Raw genomic sequence first — 18,442 nt, forward strand, 5'->3', positions numbered from 1 at the left:
ATGCCGGGTGGTGTGGGAGGGGTGGAGCCTCATGGCTCCCCCCTATCCCGATTGTCACCCTGCCAATGTCACCGGCCATGCCGGAAGTGTTTGTTCAACTGATCGTCAACAGGGAATAGCCGCATCCATGAGCCAGGCATCAGAAAACCGGGGGCCCCGACCGCGCTATATTACGCCGGAAGGCGAGCGGGCGCTGCGGGATGAATTGCAGTACCTGTGGAAGACAAAGCGGCCCGAGGTCACCCAGGCCGTGCGTGAGGCTGCAGCCCTGGGAGACCGTTCGGAGAATGCCGAATACATCTACGGCAAGAAGCAGCTTCGGGAAATTGACCGGCGGGTGCGATTCCTCAGCAAGCGTCTGGACGAGCTTACCGTGGTGGACCGGTTGCCCGATGACCGTAGCAAGGTGTTCTTTGGCGCCTGGGTAACCGTTGAGGATGAGGATGGAAATGAGCAGACCTACCGCCTGGTTGGCGCCGATGAGTTCGATCTCAGCAAGGGCTACCTGAGCATTAACTCGCCTCTCGCCCGGGCCCTGATTGGCAAGCGTCTGGACGACGAAGTCAGTGTCCGCACGCCGGAGGGCTGGAAATCCGTTTTTGTGGTGGACATTCGTTACCAGGCGCCTGGCACCGACTAGTGAAAACTGTCACAAAATCGTCGAAATGCCGGGCAGCGCGTAGTTTTTGTCGATAGACTGATCAAAAAATGTCACAGGGTATGTGCGGCAGCCAGTGTCTGCCAGGGTCATCATCATGGGTATTTCAGGACAACACCGCAGGTATTTTCCGTTTCGGATCGGCTTCTGGGCTGCGCTTGGCCTGGCAACCACCCTGGCTTCCGTCGGTTCGCTGGCGGAGCAGGCTGACGACAGCAACGACACCGCCAGCGCCTTCGACTACGAGGAGCGCTCCACCATCGACACCATTTCTCTGCGTTCGATTGAAGAAGAAACTCTGGCGAATACCGTCATCGAGGGTGGGCTCACGGCACCTGCCGCCGGCGTGCCCCTGAAACCGAGGGTGGAAGATGATTTCTACCTGGATCCACTCGGGCTGAGGCCCGGTGATAACCGCACGGATCTTGGCCGCTCCCAGATTCCGGTGGAATTCCGGTTCAGCAACCCCAAATCCATTCCCGGCCAGACCCACAGCAACAATTACATGATCCGGCCCCCCGAAAACCGCAACTACGATGCGCTCAATATCAATATGACCGAGCGTTGAGGCCCGTTTCAGGCGGCGCTGGCGGCGTTGTCTACGGCAGTCTCGCCCAACACGTCCTCGTAAAAGAATGCCAGGGCCTGGCTGGCCTGGTTCAGTCTCGCCCGGGACACGCGCATACGATTGCCAAGGTACTCCAGAAACTGCTGGCGATGGTCCGATGCCAGGGTATCCGGATCCTTGAGATCGTGAAACAGCACGAAACGCGTGATCCAGTGCAGATAGGTCTGTTCGGAGCGTTGGTTCAGATGGTGTTTGCGGATGGCGTCCCTGACGCGGCCAAGAAGGCCCGGCTGGGACTGTTCCAGCGCCTCGGTAATATCCATGAGTGATTGCTTCCTGGAAGTTTGTTCTTGTTATGATGTGCGCATCTTATGACAATCGTTTTACCGGCGCAAAGCATTCGCGGTATTCAGGGGATCCCGACTGTGGCTAGTCGGGATCGGCAGGCTCTGGGGGCTTATTTCAGGGACTCCAGCTTGTCGATGTACTGCTGCATGGCATCGTCTTTGGACATGCCCTTGAGTTTTTCCCAGGCATCGAATTTGGCCCGGCCCACGAAATCCATCATACCCGGGCGCTTGCCGGACACGTCTCCCTCAGTGGCCTGCTTGTAAAGCGCGTAGAACTCCAGTTTCATCTCGTTCGATGGCTTGAAGTCGCCTTCGGCGGTCTGGATGTAATTCACGGCCTCGTCGAAGCGGGTTTTCAGGTCACTCATAGTGTCTCTCCTTATGGTTCGGGTTGGTTCCTGTTTTTAATCAGGCTGGTGATCTGGCGAGTATAGCCAGCACCCCGGTCGCCGTCATTGACCGAATGCCCGGCCAGGTGCGGCAAATCGGAAAGCGGATCGACTTCTGGCAAAAGCTTGCCCGAGCGCACAGTTCCCGATAACGCTGGCCAGTTTTTGCTTGAGAACGGAAAACGATCTGTGTAGAGTTCGGGTGGTTGCGCGCCAGGAGGGCGCGTACAAGGGATTGAACAACTGCAAATGATTTGCACAGGGAGCAAGCGCATGTCTTCAAAAGACGGTTCCGTCGCGCCTAAAGAGCGCATCAATATCAAGTACGTCCCCGCCACCGGAGATCAGCAGGCAGAAACCGAGCTGCCACTGAAAATGTTCGTGGTTGGCGATTTCAAGGGACACGCCGAAGAAACCCCCATCGAAGATCGTAAGGCCATTTCCGTTGACAAGAACAACTTCCGTTCGGTCATGAAGGAAGCGGGTCTGACCCTCTCCACCACTGTGGCCAACAAACTGGATGAAGGCGCTGACGAGCTGCCGGTGAACCTGGAATTCCAGACCCTTGACGATTTCTCCCCGGACAGCGTTGCCCGCCAGGTGCCCGAGCTGAACAAGCTCATTGAGCTGCGGGAAGCGCTCGTGGCTCTGAAAGGCCCGCTGGGTAACGTACCCTCGTTCCGTTCCAAGCTGCAGGAGCTGCTGGACAACGACGACGCCCGGGACAAGCTGCTGGCCGAACTGGAACTGGCCACCGACAGCAACGAGTAAGCGAACGCACGCTCACTCTCCTATTTTCATCAAAACGTACTGAAGGGATGTGGTATGTCTGATACTGCTGTGCAGCAATCTGCTGCCTCCGAATCCGTTGCCGAAGGGTCTCTCCTCGACCAGGTCATGGCCAACAGCCGCATGGCACCGGCGGATGAGGGTTACGATGTGGCCCGCAAGGGCGTGGCAACGTTTATTGCCAACCTGCTGAAAAGCGACGAAAAAGGCCAGCCGGTCAACAAGGCCCTGGTGGACCAGATGGTGGTGGAGCTGGATCGCAAGATCAGTGCCCAGATGGATGAGATCCTGCATGCACCGAAGCTACAGGAGCTGGAATCCTCCTGGCGCGGCCTCAAACTGATGGTGGACCGCACCGATTTCCGCGAAAACATCAAGGTGGACATCCTTCACGCCACCAAGACCGAGCTGCTGGAAGATTTCGAGTTCGCGCCAGACGTTACCCAGACCGGCTTCTACAAGCACATCTACTCCACCGAGTATGGCCAGTTCGGCGGCGAGCCGGTGGGCGCCGTGGTTGGTAATTATGCCTTTACCCCGTCCACGCCGGACATGAAGCTGCTGCAGTACGTGTCCTCGGTTGGTGCCATGGCCCATGCGCCGTTCCTGTCCTCGGTGGCCCCGTCGTTCTTCGGCGTCGACAGCTACCAGGAACTGCCGGCCATCAAGGAACTGAAGGCCGTGTTCGAGGGCCCGAAATACGCCAAGTGGCGCTCCCTGCGTGAGTCCGAGGACGCCCGCTATCTGGGCCTGACCTCGCCGCGCTTCCTGTTGCGGGTGCCGTACGACCCCACCGAAAACCCGGTGCGCAGCTTCAACTACAAGGAAGACGTTTCCGGCGATCACGAACACTACCTGTGGGGCAACACCGCCTACCTGCTGGCGACCCGTCTGACCGAGAGCTTTGCCAAGTACCGCTGGTGCCCGAACATCATCGGCCCGCAGAGCGGCGGCGCCGTCGAGGACCTGCCGGTGCACCTGTTCGAGTCGTTCGGCCAGCTCGAGGCCAAGATCCCGACCGAAGTGCTGATCACCGATCGTCGCGAGTACGAAATGGCCGACGAGGGCTTCATCGCCCTGACCATGCGCAAGGGCAGCGACAACGCCGCCTTCTTCTCCGCCAACTCGGTGCAGAAACCCAAGCAGTTCCCGAACACCAAGGAAGGCAAGGAAGCGGAGACCAACTACAAGCTGGGCACCCAGCTGCCGTACATGATGATCGTGAACCGCCTGGCCCACTACATCAAAGTGCTGCAGCGGGAACAGATCGGCTCCTGGAAAGAGCGCCAGGACCTGGAGCGGGAGCTGAACACCTGGATTCGCCAGTACGTGGCCGACCAGGAAAACCCGCCTGCGGAAGTTCGCAGCCGTCGCCCCCTGCGCGCGGCCCAGGTGACCGTCTCTGACGTGGACGGCGATCCGGGCTGGTACCAGGTGTCCCTGGCGGTTCGGCCCCATTTCAAGTACATGGGTGCCAACTTCGAGCTGTCACTGGTTGGCCGGCTGGACAAGGACTGATCCGTGTTCCGGCACCCGGCCAGCGACGGATCGCAGGCCGGCACCGGCAGCCTGTTCGAACGACTGGAGCAGGCGGCCGAACCGGCCGGTCAGAGCATGGGGGAGGTGACCCATGTGGTTGAGTCCATCAAGCGCCACCTGGTGCGCCTGCTGAATGCCCATCCGGGCAACAGTGCCAGCGTACCGGACCTCGGCCTGCTGGACTTCAACGACGCCACCCTGGGGACCCACGATCTGAGCGTTCAGATCCGCGGCGCGATCCGGCAGTGCATTGAAAAGTTCGAACCCAGGGTGAGACGGGTGGATGTGGTCAATCTGCCCCAGGGGCCCGACCCGCTGCAGCTGCGGTTTCAGGTGACGGTCTATCTCAACGTCGGTTCGAAAGACGACAAAACAACCATAGATTTGGTTCTGGATGACAAGCGGTATTACCGCGTGATGTAGACAGCATGGATAGGAGGGGGTGGCGACACTTTTCTTCTGGGAAAAAACAACTCGCTTCGCTCAGACATCTTTTTTCCCGCCAGAAAAGCATCCCCACCCCCTCCGGCAAACCTGAGTGGTATACGCTCTGGGCTGTTTTGAAGGCAAGGATGAGAGCGGGGCTGTGGTTGGTCTTTCCAAAAGTGTGCGGAGCCATGGATGGCGGAGCCCAAGCGTCCCACGGACGGGCTCGAAGCGTCTTTTGGAAAGACCAACCACAGCTCTGCTTGGAGCCAGACAAGGTGCAGTAACGATGAAGTTGAATCGCTTTTACAGGGACGAACTAAGCTTTCTCAGGCTCCAGGGCCGGGAATTCGCGGATGCCCATCCGCAGCTCACCCGCTTTCTGTCCGAGCAGAGCACCGACCCGGATGTGGAACGACTGCTGGAAGGCTTTGCCTTCCTGACCGGCAAGCTGCGAGAGAAGGTGGAGGACGAATTTCCCGAAATCACCCACTCGCTGCTGAACATGCTGTGGCCGAACTACCTGCGACCGGTGCCCAGTTGCACCATCATGCGCTTCGACCCCCAATTGCATGCCATCAGTGAACGTCAGCGAGTGGAACGCCACACCGAGATCAAAAGCCGGCCCGTGGGCGATGCCATTCGTCAGACGCAGTGCCGGTTCCGGACCTGCCGGACGGTGGATGTGTACCCCATGAGCGTGGCGGCGGCCCATGCCGAGCATTCCCGGGAAGTATCCTCGGTGACCGTAGACCTGGCCCTGCATACTGACCAGCCGCTGTCTTCGCTGGGTATGGACAGCCTTCGGTTTTACCTGGGTGGTGAGAGCCACATCGGCGAGACCCTTTTCCTGTGGCTTAACCATTACCTGGAGCGGATTGAACTGGTGGTGGGCGACACCGTCTGCCAACTGCCTGCCTCTCTGTTGCAACCGGTAGGGTTTGCCAGCGATGAGGCCCTGCTGCCGTATCCCAAGAACGCCTACCCGGGCTACCGCATCCTGCAGGAATACCTCAGTTTTCCCGAGGCCTTCCGGTTTGTGGACATTCACGGCCTCGGGCGCCGCCTGCCAGCGGTGCAGGCGGACGAAATCAGCCTGCGTTTTCATTTCAGCCGGATACTGCCGCCCGATGCAAAAGTGCGGGAAAACAACTTCCAGCTCTACTGCACCCCGGCGGTGAACCTGTTCACCCACGAGGGCGAACCGGTGGACCTGAACGGCCGCCAGACCGAATATCGGATCTCGCCCTCGAGCCGCTCACCGGACCACTACGAGGTGTTCAGCATCGAGCAGGTAGAGGGCTGGCTGGAAGGGCGCTCCGGCCGTGGTGAGCCGCGCATCTACACCGCGTTCGAGAGCTTTCAGCACGAGGTGGAGCGGGATCGTGGACGCACTGCTCTTTACTACCGGGTGCGCGCCAGGGACAGCGTGCGCGGCGACGGTTTTGATCATTACATGTCGTTTGTCCGGGGTGACGAGTCCGAGTGCCTGAGCCGACAGGAGGCCATTTCCCTGACCCTCACCTGTACCAACCGGCAGTTGCCGGGTCAGCTGGCGGTGGGTGAGATCTGCATGGCCACCGAGAATACACCGGCATTTGCCACGTTCAGCAACGTTACGCGTCCTACGGCGACCCTGCGGCCGACCCTGGACGGCAGCCTGTTGTGGACACTGATCTCCAATCTGTCACTGAACTACCTGTCGATGCTCGACGTGGATGCCCTGCGTACCGTACTTCGGGTTTATGATTTCCGGGCCCTGGTGGACCGCCAGGCGGAGCGGGTGTCCCAGAAGCGCCTGGCCGGCATTACCGGCATCGAGACCCGCCCGGTGGACCGGATGGTGAAGGGGCTTCCGGTCCGGGGCATCCGGTCGGTCCTCAAGCTGGACCAGCAGGCCTTTGCCTCGGAAGGGGATCTGTACCTGTTCGGCACGGTTCTCAGCCAGTTCTTTGCCCTTTACGCCAGCATCAACGCATTTCACCAACTGGAAGTGGTGAACACCGACAATCAGGAACGGTACACATGGACGTTACAGCAAGGTCAGCAGCCGCTGATGTAGCCGAGCTGCAACCCGTCCTGGGCAATGCGCGGCGATACAGTTTTTTCCAGCTGGTGGACCTGATTCACCGGCACCACGGCGACGATCTGGAGCGCAACGGCGACGATCAGCCGCGGCAGGAACGGATCCGGTTTTCGGCGTCGGCGGGGCTGGGCTTCCCCGGCAGCGACGTGGTTTCGGCGCTGTCACCGGAACATGAGCATGCGCCCTATCAGCTGGAAGTCAGCTTTCTGGGCCTGCACGGCTGCCAGTCGCCGTTGCCGGGCTATTACCTGGAGGACCTGGCCTGGGAGGCGGGCCAGAACCTGGGCATTCGACGGCATTTCCTGGATTTCTTCAACCATCGCCTGGTTACCCTGTTCCATCGGGCCTGGCGCAAGTATCGGTACTACGTGCGCTTCCAGCCCGGCGCCTCTGACGGCTTTTCTGAGCTGATCTTCGCCCTGGTGGGTCTCGGCGACAGCCGTTTGCGGGAGGCCACGCCAGTAAACTGGTCCAAGATGCTGGCTTACGCCGGGCTTATGGCTGGCCGCAGCCGCTCGCCGGAGGTGGTCAGTGGCATTGTGGCTCACTGTTTTGACCTGGATGACGTCAGCATCGAGCAGTGGGTGCTTCGCAAGGTTGCCATAGCTCCCGATCAGCAGACCCGGCTGGGGCGCGCCAATGCCTCCCTGGGCAACGACACCCTGGCGGGGAACAGCATTCGCGACCGCAGTGGCAAGTTTGTGCTGCGACTGCGCAATCTCAGCCGGGAGCGCTTCGCTGACTTCCTGCCCAACGGGCGTGATCACCAGCGTCTGGTGAAGCTGGTGGAGTTCGCCACCCGCGAACAGCTGGCGTACGACCTGGAGCTGCAGATGCGACCGAAGGACATACGGGCCATGCAACTGGGCGAGGATGTCCGCTTGGGCTGGAACAGCTTTGTGACACCGGAACAGGCCCGGCAACGGCCGGCCGTTCGACTTCAGATTCGCCGATAGAAAGGCAGGGACGCGCATCATGGATGAAACACAGGCTCCGAGCCTCCGACTGACTATCGTCAACCCCGCCGCAGCAACCGCCGGGGCCAGCACTGATCATCAGTTCGGTGTGCGCGGTGGGTCCATCGGCACTGCCGCGAACGACACCTGGCGGCTGTCGTCCCAGCGCACCGGAGCGGTGCCCGGCCACGCCGAGATCCGGTTCCTCGACGGTGTGTTCTGTCTGATTGATCGCAGCGGTCGAACCTATATCAACAGCGGCAGCCAGCCGGTGGGGCGCGGCCGTCGGGCGCGTCTGAAGCACGGTGACACCCTGGTTATCGGCCGTTACCGCATTCGGGCAGATTTGATCGAGCCCGGCGAAGAGCCGCTGGCGACGGACGCAGAGCCGTGCGCTGAGCTGGTCGAGACCTCGGCAGAGCCCCTTTTGAAAGCCCGCGGCCAGGACTGCCAGTGGCAGGGGGCCGAGCCGCTGGCGCCATTGCAGCCGGCGCCGGGTGAAGCCGTCAGCGACGATCCGATGGCCGCCTGGCGCGACCCGGCAACGGATGGCGCCCGGGACCCCGAGTGCGACGCCCTGATGGCCTCGGAAGACCATTGGCTGTCCGGAGAAAGGGCCGTATCGGACGAGTATCGGGAACACCGGGACGTGGCCGTCGGTTTACCGATTCGCAAAGGAGATAACGGAGATATGACCGGGATGCATGAGAACGGAACCACCCCCGTAATGACCGGCCGAGAGAGTCTTGGGAGGCCGTCTGCCAGTCAGGATCGCAGCAGCACGCACATCAGCGGTGCGCCCCTGCTCAGGGGTCTGGAGGCGGAGCTTGATTTCGCCGACAGCGACGAGATGCGGCTTTTCCTGGAAGAAGCTGGCCAGACGCTCAGGGCCACCATGGAGGGGCTGCTGGCCCTGCACCAGTGCGAGGACAGTCGGCACCAGGCCTTGAGAACCCGTTTGCAGCCCATCGAGGACAATCCGCTGCGGCTAGGTGACGACTATCAGGCCACGGTACAGACCCTGTTCGCCAGTCAGCGCAGCCCCGTGCACCTTTCCGCGCCGGCGGCGGTTCGGGAAAGCCTGCAGAGCCTGAACCATCATCAGCAGGCTACCCGGTGGGCCATCAGCGAAGCACTCCAGGCCATCCTGCACGCGTTTTCACCGGAGGCGCTGCTGCAGCGCTTCCACGGCTATCGCCGGGGATTGCGCCAGAGCGAAGACGAAGGCCGCTGGGCCTGGGATATGTACCAGCATTACTACCGGGAATTGAAATCCAGTCGTCAGCAAGGGTTCGAGCGCCTGTTCCAGGAGGTGTTCGAGCAGGCCTACGACCAACATCTGCGTCAACTACAGAGGGAGAGTCAGTTGTGAAGACGTGCAAATGGAGCTTGCTAGCTATTGTATTGGTGCTTGCCGGATGCAGCACGCCGTACAACGCGGTCACCAAGACCGCCAAGGTGCTCTGGGACCCGGACATTCCCGTGGGCTACCCGGAAGACCTGCCCAGCCGCGTTGGGCTGACCATGGTGGCGGAGCCGGACATGAACCCGAACGAATCCCTGGCGCCAACCCCCATCGCCTTCCAGGTAATCGAAATGCGTGACAGTTCCCTCCTGATGGCGGGGGATTTCGACCAGCTGCTCACCGACCTCGAAGCTTCACTGGGACAGAACTACGTGGACCACAGCGACTATTCCCTGGTCCCGGGTCAGTTCAAGTACATCGAACCCTTCGAGATTGGCGAGGACACCCGCTTTATCGGCGTGATTGCCTTTTACGCCTACCCGAACCTGTCGCAATGGAAAAAGGTGGTGAAGGTGGATCCCATTGGAGGCCGCTATAACCTGCTGGTGAACCTGCGGGAGCGGGAAGTGAAACTCAAGCATTCGGATGATACCTGATGGCCGTTACCAATCGAGTGGTCTGGAGTGATGGCCTGTTCATCAAACCCCAGCACTTCCAGCAACAGCAGCGGTATCTGGAACACCAGATCAACGAGCGCGCCCTGGCGATATCGGACTACCTCTATGGCTTCAGTGATCTGGAGCTGAACGCCGAGTATCTGACCTTCGGCCGGGTGGGCCTTGTGCGGGCCTCCGGCCTGTTTTCCGACGGTACCCGGTTCAGTTTGCCTCAGGACGACGTGATGCCGGAGCCGCTGGAAATAAGCGACGCCTCGGTGGCCAACCAGATTGTGTACCTGGCACTGCCCCTGGGCAGCGATAGCCTGGCCGAGGTGGCCTGGCCCGAGGCGCCGGTGGCTGGCCGTTTCCGGGCGGAAACCCGGGAAATCCGGGACCTGCATTCCATTGACGGCGACGCCCACGCCATTGATGTCGGTCGGGTGGCGCCCCGGTTGATGCTGGAACGGGAGGACCGGAGCGCCTATTCGGCCCTGGCCATCGGCCGGATTCTGGAAAAGCGTCCCGATGGCAGCCTGGTGATGGACCCGGCCTTCGTGCCCACCATGCTGAGTGTGCGGGCGGCACCCAGGCTGCAGCGCTTTGTCGGCGAGATGGCGGGCCTGATGCGCGAGCGGGCCCGCACCATTGCCGAACGCGTGGGGGCACCCGGGCAGGGTGGCGTGGCCGATGTGGCGGATTTCATGTTGCTGCAGATGCTCAATCGGGCTCACCCCAGGTTCCTACACCTGGCCCGTCTGCGCCAGCTGCATCCCGAACGGCTCTATGAGGCCTTGCTGGAGCTGTGTGGCGAACTGGTCACTTTCACCGACGAAGGACGCCTGCCCAGGGAATATCCGGCCTACGACCACGATCTGCCGGAGGATTGTTTCGCGCCCCTGATGCAGGTGTTGCGACAGTCCCTGAGTACCGTTCTGGAACCGAGAGCCCTGGCTATCCAGTTGCAGGAGCGCCAGTACGGCCTTACGGTGGCACCGGTGCAGGACGCCCAGCTGGTTAGGGAGGCCGAATTCATTCTGGCAGTGAAGGCGGATATGCCCCTGGACGATCTGAAGAAGCAGTTCACCCAGCAGTGCAAAGTCGCCTCGGTGGAGAAAATCCGGGACCTCATCAGCCTTCAGTTGCCGGGTATACCGCTGACGGCATTGCCGGTGGCGCCGCGTCAGCTTCCGTATCACGCCGGCTTCGTCTATTTCCGCCTGGACGACCAGAGCCAGGCGTGGCAGATGCTCGACAACGCCAGCGGCTTCGCCTTCCACGTGGCTGGCAGTTTCCCGGGCATGGAAATGCAGTTCTGGGCAATCAGGAGTTAAGCCATGGCAAACGCACAGGTAATGGATTTACCGAATGGCAGCAAGGATTCAGGCAGCAGTGCGTTCAGCGACCTGCTGTTTGCCGACCGTTCCGGCCACTCTGAGAGCCCGGAGGGTGGGCTCGACGAGCAGTTCCAGCTTCGCGGACTGGAAGCCAATCGCCTGATTGATGCGGCGACACCGCTGCTGGGGCTGGTGATCCGGATTCGGCGCCTGGCCGACTTCCGGGCCGTTGACAGCCTGTACCAGCAGGTGGTGGACGACATTGCCGCCGTCGATCGGGAACTGGTGGAGCAGGGCTACGACAGGCCGGTGGTTGTTGCCTACCGTTATGTGCTCTGCGCCTTCATCGACGAGGCGGTGCTGGGCACCGACTGGGGCGCTCACAGCGTCTGGTCCCAGCATTCGCTGCTGTCGCGATTCCATAACGAAACCTGGGGTGGCGAAAAGGTCTTTGCCATTCTGGCGCGGATGGAACAGGAGCCGGCCCGTTACCGGGATATGCTGGCATTCATCTTCCTGTGCCTGTGCCTGGGATTTGAAGGCCGCTACAAGGTTATGGAAAACGGCAGGGACGAATACGAGCAGATTGTCCGTGGGCTGCATGAGCAGCTCAAAACCCTTCGGGACGATCAGGACCCGGCGCCCCTGGCGGACGCCCGGCTCAATGTCACCCGCTCTGGCAACCGCCTTCGCAGCGGCTTGCCGTTGTGGGGTATTGGCGGGCTGTTCGTGGCGGCGATGGCTGGCATCTATTCTCTCTACAACATGGCATTGAACGAGCGCATCACGGACGTATTGCGCGTACTCGACCAACTACCGAAATAAGGAAATCACTGTGATTCGGGTAGAACTGCCGGCGCTGATCGGGCGCCTCAACGACATTTCACGCCAGGCCCTGGAAGACTCAGCCGCCCTTTGCATCAGCCGCCAGGGCGCCGAGATTACCCCGGCGCATTTGTTATTCAAGCTGCTGGAAACGCCGTTCTCCGACGTGCGTCAGATCCTGGAGCACACCGGTGTGAATCACCAGCACCTGCAGCCGCTGGTGGGCGATAGCCTCAATGGTGAGCCGCAAAGTGCGGAGTCGTATCCGTCGTTCTCACCGCTGCTGGTGGAACTGATGCAGGACGCCTGGCTGCTGGCCTCCACCGAACTCGACCACACCGAGCTGCGCTCCGGTGCCATGTTCCTTGCCCTGCTGATGAACGCCGACCGCTACCTGATGCCGGCGGTGACCCGAGCCCTAGCGGACATCAACCGGGAGCAGTTGCGCAAGCAGTTTGATCGGCTGACGGATGGCTCCATCGAACGCCCGCGGCTGGCGGAAAACGGCGCGGACAAGCCGACTGTGCAAGCCGACATGGACCCGCTCACTCGCTACGCCACCGACTTCACCAGGCTGGCCCGTGATGCAAAACTCGACCCGGTGGTGTGCCGGGACGCCGAAATCGACCAGATGATCGACATCCTCTGCCGCCGTCGAAAGAACAACCCCATCGTGGTGGGCGACGCCGGCGTGGGCAAAAGTGCCGTGGTGGAAGGCCTGGCCCTGCGCATCGTCAACGGCGACGTGCCAGACCGCCTGAAAAACGTCGAACTCTGGACCCTGGACATGGGCGCCCTGCAGGCCGGCGCCTCGGTGAAAGGCGAGTTTGAGAAACGCCTGAAAGGCGTGATCGAAGCGGTCAAAGGCGCCGCCACCCCGATCATCCTGTTCATCGACGAAGCCCATACCCTGATCGGCGCCGGCAACAGTGAGGGTGGCTCCGACGCCGCCAACCTGCTGAAACCGGCTCTGGCCCGGGGCGAGCTGCGCACCATCGCCGCCACCACCTGGCGCGAGTACAAGAAATACTTCGAAAAAGACCCGGCCCTCAGCCGCCGCTTCCAGCCGGTGGCGCTGGACGAACCGACACCGGGCGAGGCGGTCCATATTCTCCGAGGCCTGCGCACCGTCTACGAAAAAGCCCATCAGGTACTGATCGCCGACAGCGCCCTGAAAGCTGCTGCCGAAATGTCGGCCCGCTACCTGGCCGGTCGCCAGCTGCCGGACAAAGCCATCGACGTTCTGGACACGGCTTGCGCCCGGATGAGCCTGAACCTGAGTACACCGCCCAGGCGTCTGAGCCATGTTCGCAGCCAGCTGCACCAGGTGGCCATGGAGCAACACCTGATGACCCGGGAACACGCCCTGGGCCAGACCGTCGACACCGAAAGGGAACAGGCTCTGGCACAGCAAATGGCCGACCTGACCGCTGAATCCGAAGCCCTGGAACAGCGCTGGAACGACCAGCGCGAGCTGGTGGCCCGACTGGTTGATATCCGCGAACGCCTGCTTCAGGAGGATGCTGAAACCGACACCGCCGAGGAAGCCGCTGTTGAACTGGCGGAGGCCGATTACGAAGAACGCCCGGACCTGAAAAGCGAAGCGGCCGCCATCGAACAGGAACTGGGCAAACTCCAGGCTGACGAACCTCTGGTCCACGCCCGAGTAGACGCCCGTCAGGTCGCCGAAGTGATCGCCGACTGGACCGGCATCCCGGTGAACCGTATGACCACCGACGAACTGGAAAAGATCACCCACCTGCCGGCGTATCTGCAGGAACACATCAAGGGCCAGGACACCGCCATCGAGTGCCTGCACCAGCACCTGCTTACCGCCCGCGCCGACCTGCGCCGGCCGGGCCGCCCCATGGGCGCTTTCCTGCTGGTTGGCCCCAGTGGCGTCGGCAAGACCGAAACCGTGGTGCAACTGGCCGAACTGCTCTACGGCGGCCGCCAGTTCCTGACTACCATCAACATGTCCGAATACCAGGAGAAGCACACCGTCTCCCGCCTGATCGGCTCGCCCCCGGGCTACGTCGGCTTCGGCGAAGGCGGCATCCTCACCGAGGCTATCCGTCAGAAACCTTATTCCGTGGTGCTCCTCGACGAAGTCGAAAAAGCCCACCCGGAAGTGCTCAACCTGTTCTACCAGGCCTTCGACAAGGGCGAACTGGCGGACGGTGAGGGTCGGTTGATCGACTGCAAGAACGTAGTCTTTTTCCTCACCTCCAACCTGGGCTACAAGACCATCGTCAGCCACGCCGAATCCCCGGGCAGCCTCGAAGAAGCGCTTTACCCGGAACTGGCAGGCTTCTTCAAGCCGGCCCTGCTGGCCCGAATGGAAGTGGTGCCCTACCTGCCCCTGGGCGAAGACACGCTCAACCGGATTGTCGGCGACAAGCTGAACCGGCTGGCCGACCAGATCCGGACCCGATACCAAACGGATGTGGAACTGGAAGACGGGCTGATCGAAGCCATCCGAAGCCGGGCAACCCGAAGCGAGAATGGCGCGAGGATGCTCGAGTCGATCATAGAGGGTGAGTTGCTGCCGCCGGTGTCGTTGGCGTTGCTGGAGAAACTGGCAGCCAGGGAGCCGGTGAACAAAGTTACTCTTGGTATCGATGGGCATCGATTCGCAGGGACTGTTGCCTAGGGCAACTGAAACGTAGCGCAGCCTGCGGGGTGGCTTTCCAAAACCCTGCGGAGCCATGGGTGAAGAGCGAAAGCTCTTCACGGGTTGGCCAGGGATGGCCAAGCCAGGACCCTCACTGCGACGCAGGAGCAGTAAGCAGTGAGGGGCGGAGCGGAGCCTACAGGGATGTATTCACGGCGTGTTTTGGAAAGCCACCCCGCAGGCTGTGCGGACGGCGATCTCAATTTTTATAAGACTGGGAATAAGACAATGGGACGGATGCAGATGGAACTGCACACCGGCATTGACCTGGCGGTGGCCCTGATCCAGCAGGACACCCTGCCGGACCTGCTGAAAACGGCCACAAGCCAGCTGGAAACCACCTTCGGCCTGAGCCGCTGCTGGGCCCTGGAACTCGACCTCAGTGGCCGCACCCTGCACTGCAGCGACCTGGCCGAAGACGGCGAATTCGACTGCGGTGACTTCAGCCACCCCTTTGCCCATGTGCTCCAGACCGGCCAGGCCCGGGAACTGACACGAGCCGCCAGCTACCGCCTCGACCACCCGGGCTTCCAGGCGCTGTTCGACGCCAGCAACCGCCCCCGCTCCCTGTGGCTTGAGCCCCTGAGCGGCGACGATGGTCGCACCCTCGGAATCTTGGTGCTGTGCCGTGACGAGCCGGAGTGGGCAGGAATTACCGCACAACCGCTATACCGGGGGCTTCGGCAACTGCTGGTGCACCAGTGGATCAGTCAGCTGCAAAGCCGTGACCAGGTCTGGCAGCGCCGGCTTCTGAAACGCTCGCTCGACCACCTGCACGATGCGGAAACCGTGCGCAACCGGTGCGACCAGCTGGCCCGGACCCTGGTGGGGAACTCCCAGGCCATGACCCGGCTCAGGGCCCAGATCGTCCGCGCGGCCGCCAGCCAGCTCTCGGTCCTGATCCAGGGCGAAACCGGTTGCGGCAAAGACGTCGTTGCCCAGGGCATCCACCAGCTCTCCGGTCGGGCTGACGGCCCCATGGTGGTGGTCAACTGTGCCGCCATCCCCGATACCCTGCTGGAGAGTGAACTCTTTGGTCACACCAAAGGCGCCTTCTCCGGTGCCGACCAGGCCAAGGAAGGGCTGCTGGCCCAGGCCGACGGTGGCACCCTGTTCCTGGACGAAATTGGCGACATGCCGATGGCGCTTCAGTCCAAACTGTTACGGGTGCTGGAAAGCCGGAAGTTCCGTCCGCTGGGAGCCAGAGAGGAGCAACGCTCGGATTTTCGCCTGGTGGCGGCCACCCACCAGCCGTTGCAGGCCGGGATTGATGATGGCAGCTTCCGCCGGGACCTGTTTTATCGGCTGAGCCAGTTCCCGCTCCGGGTTACTCCGCTTCGGGAGCGGCCGGAGGACCTCGAGGCACTCAGTCGCCATTTTATCCGCCATTACACCGAACGGGAGGGGGCGGGCCCCATGGGCATATCCAGCCATGCCCTGCACCTGCTTTCCGGTTATGACTTTCCCGGCAACGTCCGGGAGCTGCGCAACATCATTGAACTGGCCTGTCTGCAGACACCGGTCGGGGATGACATCCAGCCAGAAGTCCTGCGGTTGAACGACCTGTTCGAGGCACCCCAGACCTGGGTCGCCGAGCCCGCCGCTGCCGGCCGCGAGGCGTTGTCGTGGCTGCCTGACACCGACGAAATCCGGGATCTGAAAGCGGCTGCCCAGGCGTTCGAGGCGGCCATTATCCGGGAACGGTTGCGCCAGTATGGCGGCAACCGGGCCCAGGCGGCCGAGAGCCTGGGCTTGCCGAAGCGCACCCTGGCCCACAAGTGTCTCAAGTATCAGGTAAGCGAATCATGAGGGCGTTTCTCAGGTTCATCCCGCGCTCGGTTGCCCTGGTAACCGCATTCACGGCCTTGCAGCCATCGGCCTGGGCGGGGCTGGTTGACGAGGCCAGGCGCTGCACCGGTGAAGTTCAGCGGCTCGAACGACTGGCCTGTTTCGATGCGGTGTTTGACACGCCGGTTGATCTCCGGGCCGAGGCGCAGGCTTCGGTGCCTGCGAGCCTGCGCAGCGAACAATGGCGCCAGGCCTATGCGTCCGCCGGCTACCCGGAGGATACCGGCACGGCCGTATACCGGGATACCGGCCGGGCAGCCGGGCAGTTGGTCACCGTCGCCGCCCTTGGCGTTGAGCCACCGCGGCCCCGCCTGGTGCTGCAGTGCCACAACAACATCACGGAACTGGCGTTGATGATGCCCGAACCGTTAGAGAACGAGCGCATTCGGCTGGCCATGGGGACGGACATCATGGAATGGCGGGTGCGGGACAACGGCTTTGTCCTCAGTGGTGGTCGTGGCCTGCCCTCGATCCACACGGTACAGAGACTGCTGCGGGGCCCGGACGTGCGCATTGATTCAACCGACAGTGCCATCGACGGCTTGCTGTTCGACCTGTCGGGTTTCGGCCAGGCCATTAAGCCCCTGCGGGAGAGGTGCGGATGGTAACCGCCGTTTTGCCGGAGCCAAAGTCCCCAAAGGAGCCCCGTTATGCAGGTGATTGAGCAGCATCCCTACGTCAGCCAGGTGATTTCGGCGCTGCCAGGCGAGAGCGGGGTGGGCGAGGCGCTGGGTGAGGATCCGGCCCTCGAGTTCCTCGAGAACGAAATCATGAAAATCGGCTCCCTGGCGCACAATGATATCGACTGGAGCAAGGTTGAGCAGAAAGCGCTGACCATTCTGTCCGACCGCAGCAAGCACCTCAAGGTGCTGGGATTCCTGCTCCTTGCCCTGCAGCGCGGTGGCGATGGTGAGCGGTTTGCACTGTCTCTGTATCTGTTGCATCGAGTGCTGGATGAGTGGTGGGAGAAGGCCTGGCCCTATCCTGGTGAAAAGGGCCAGCGGGCCCGCAAGATGATGTTCACCCAGATGCTGCAGCGGGCCACCAAGGGTGTGGAGGGCCTGTCGTTCGATGGCAGTGTTGGCGATGGTCGCCAGTACTGCCTTGAGGTACTGGCATCGCTGCTTGAGCAGGCCTCTGCCAGGGCTTTGCCGGAGGAGTCTCTGAGCGACCTGAAGCGAGCCATCGAAAAGCTTCCGGTGACCAGCGAAACCACCCCTGCGCCTTCGGCCCCGGAATCCGAGCTCAGGAGCACCCCGGCAACGTCATCGCCGGCTACATCGACAGCCAGCCTGGGCACCCTAAGCCTGGACCCCGGCAATGAGCGGGCTACCCGTCAGAGCCTGTTAAAGGTGGCAGATCTGCTGACCGACACCGGCCCTGGTGAGCCGCTTGGCTACCAGCTGCGGCGCTACGCCATCTGGCACACCATTACGACCGTGCCGCCGACGCGGGATGGCCAGCGAACCGACCTGGCAGCGGTCAGCGCCGACCGCGTTGCCGATTATCGCGAGGCGCTTGAAAAGACGCCGGATCAGGCCCTGTGGCAGCGGGTGGAACAGAGCCTGTCGGTCAGCCCGTTCTGGCTCGACGGACACTGGTTAAGTGCCCAGGTGGCAAATCGTCTGGGCCATGGCGAGTGTGCTGAAGCGATTCGCCGGGCATGCCGTGAGTTTGTCGATCGATTGCCGCAGCTGCCGGAGCTTACCTTCAATGACGGAACGCCGTTCCTGTCAGGGGAAGCGAGCGACTGGCTCTGGACATCGCCGACGGAGAGCGCCTCCGGCAGTGGCGTTGACGCCTGGGAACAGGTATACGGGCAGGCCCGGGAACGGGTGGTCGCTGGGGAACTCGCCGAGGGCATGCAGTTGCTCGAGGACGGACTTGCAGAGGCCCGGGAGCCGCGGGACCGCCTGTACTGGCGCTTGGCCAGCGCTCGCCTGATGAAAGAGGCAGGTCTGAAAACGCTGGCGGCGCAACTGGTTCAGGACCTGCAGGCCCAGGTTCGCGGGTTGGCCCTGGAGGCCTGGGAGCCAACCCTGGTCAAGCAGCTCGAGAAGCTGGGCTGACCAAAGACATTCACCAAGGAAGAACA

At 62.0% G+C, this 18,442-nt stretch carries 17 protein-coding genes; 15 read left to right on the plus strand and 2 right to left on the minus strand.

The genetic code is table 11. From position 1 onward, the window contains the following. Nucleotides 1-127: 127 nt before the first annotated feature. A complete protein-coding gene (greB, locus tag ACFC20_RS16000) occupies nucleotides 128-640 on the plus strand; it encodes a transcription elongation factor GreB (protein ID WP_375193878.1) in 513 nt (170 codons plus the stop codon). A gap of 115 nt (nucleotides 641-755) precedes the next feature. Beyond that, nucleotides 756-1,226 carry a hypothetical protein gene (locus tag ACFC20_RS16005; protein WP_375193879.1) on the plus strand — a complete coding sequence of 157 codons (471 nt, stop codon included), beginning with the start codon at nucleotides 756-758 and terminating at the stop codon, nucleotides 1,224-1,226. Nucleotides 1,227-1,234: 8 nt separating this feature from the next. On the opposite strand, the gene ACFC20_RS16010 is transcribed toward ACFC20_RS16005, so the two are convergent. Beyond that, on the minus strand, nucleotides 1,235-1,549 hold the full coding sequence (locus ACFC20_RS16010) for a site-specific integrase (RefSeq protein WP_375193880.1): 315 nt from the start codon (nucleotides 1,547-1,549) through the stop codon (nucleotides 1,235-1,237). Between the two features lie 134 nt (nucleotides 1,550-1,683). Next, nucleotides 1,684-1,944 (minus strand): acyl-CoA-binding protein, encoded by a 261-nt coding sequence (locus ACFC20_RS16015; RefSeq protein ID WP_375193881.1) that lies wholly within the window; start codon nucleotides 1,942-1,944, stop codon nucleotides 1,684-1,686. A gap of 294 nt (nucleotides 1,945-2,238) precedes the next feature. Between ACFC20_RS16015 and tssB the strand changes: the two genes are divergently transcribed. The 13 genes from tssB (at nucleotide 2,239) to tssA (ending at nucleotide 18,416) form a co-directional block, all read left to right on the plus strand. Then, nucleotides 2,239-2,736, plus strand: coding sequence for a type VI secretion system contractile sheath small subunit (gene tssB, locus ACFC20_RS16020; protein WP_374964953.1), 498 nt, complete (start codon nucleotides 2,239-2,241; stop codon nucleotides 2,734-2,736). Between the two features lie 54 nt (nucleotides 2,737-2,790). Then, nucleotides 2,791-4,272, plus strand: a complete 1,482-nt coding sequence (gene tssC / locus ACFC20_RS16025) for a type VI secretion system contractile sheath large subunit (protein ID WP_375193882.1) — start codon at nucleotides 2,791-2,793, stop codon at nucleotides 4,270-4,272. 3 nt (nucleotides 4,273-4,275) lie between these two features. Beyond that, entirely contained in the window at nucleotides 4,276-4,716 is a 441-nt protein-coding gene (tssE, locus tag ACFC20_RS16030; protein ID WP_375193883.1) for a type VI secretion system baseplate subunit TssE, read from the plus strand. 292 nt (nucleotides 4,717-5,008) lie between these two features. Continuing rightward, entirely contained in the window at nucleotides 5,009-6,781 is a 1,773-nt protein-coding gene (tssF, locus tag ACFC20_RS16035) for a type VI secretion system baseplate subunit TssF (RefSeq protein ID WP_375193884.1), read from the plus strand. Continuing rightward, complete coding sequence (gene tssG / locus ACFC20_RS16040; protein WP_375193885.1) at nucleotides 6,745-7,761, plus strand: type VI secretion system baseplate subunit TssG; 1,017 nt, start codon at nucleotides 6,745-6,747, stop codon at nucleotides 7,759-7,761. Before tssF ends, tssG begins: the two co-directional genes overlap by 37 nt. 19 nt (nucleotides 7,762-7,780) lie before the next feature. Continuing rightward, on the plus strand, nucleotides 7,781-9,133 hold the full coding sequence (gene tagH / locus ACFC20_RS16045) for a type VI secretion system-associated FHA domain protein TagH (protein ID WP_375183201.1): 1,353 nt from the start codon (nucleotides 7,781-7,783) through the stop codon (nucleotides 9,131-9,133). Beyond that, on the plus strand, nucleotides 9,130-9,663 hold the full coding sequence (tssJ, locus tag ACFC20_RS16050; RefSeq protein WP_091988749.1) for a type VI secretion system lipoprotein TssJ: 534 nt from the start codon (nucleotides 9,130-9,132) through the stop codon (nucleotides 9,661-9,663). The genes tagH and tssJ overlap by 4 nt, the downstream gene beginning before the upstream one ends. Beyond that, a complete protein-coding gene (gene tssK / locus ACFC20_RS16055; RefSeq protein ID WP_375183202.1) occupies nucleotides 9,663-10,997 on the plus strand; it encodes a type VI secretion system baseplate subunit TssK in 1,335 nt (444 codons plus the stop codon). The genes tssJ and tssK overlap by 1 nt, the downstream gene beginning before the upstream one ends. 3 nt (nucleotides 10,998-11,000) lie before the next feature. After that, nucleotides 11,001-11,825 (plus strand): type IVB secretion system protein IcmH/DotU, encoded by an 825-nt coding sequence (gene icmH, locus ACFC20_RS16060; RefSeq protein WP_375183203.1) that lies wholly within the window; start codon nucleotides 11,001-11,003, stop codon nucleotides 11,823-11,825. Between the two features lie 10 nt (nucleotides 11,826-11,835). Next, nucleotides 11,836-14,478, plus strand: a complete 2,643-nt coding sequence (gene tssH / locus ACFC20_RS16065) for a type VI secretion system ATPase TssH (RefSeq protein ID WP_375193886.1) — start codon at nucleotides 11,836-11,838, stop codon at nucleotides 14,476-14,478. Between the two features lie 258 nt (nucleotides 14,479-14,736). Continuing rightward, entirely contained in the window at nucleotides 14,737-16,308 is a 1,572-nt protein-coding gene (locus ACFC20_RS16070) for a sigma 54-interacting transcriptional regulator (RefSeq protein WP_375193893.1), read from the plus strand. Then, nucleotides 16,305-16,955, plus strand: coding sequence for a type VI secretion system-associated protein VasI (vasI, locus tag ACFC20_RS16075; RefSeq protein WP_375193887.1), 651 nt, complete (start codon nucleotides 16,305-16,307; stop codon nucleotides 16,953-16,955). The genes ACFC20_RS16070 and vasI overlap by 4 nt, the downstream gene beginning before the upstream one ends. A 42-nt stretch (nucleotides 16,956-16,997) precedes the next feature. Further along, nucleotides 16,998-18,416, plus strand: a complete 1,419-nt coding sequence (tssA, locus tag ACFC20_RS16080; RefSeq protein WP_375193888.1) for a type VI secretion system protein TssA — start codon at nucleotides 16,998-17,000, stop codon at nucleotides 18,414-18,416. Nucleotides 18,417-18,442: the final 26 nt, after the last annotated feature.

The organism is Marinobacter sp. (assembly GCF_041984545.1).
Classification (GTDB): domain Bacteria; phylum Pseudomonadota; class Gammaproteobacteria; order Pseudomonadales; family Oleiphilaceae; genus Marinobacter.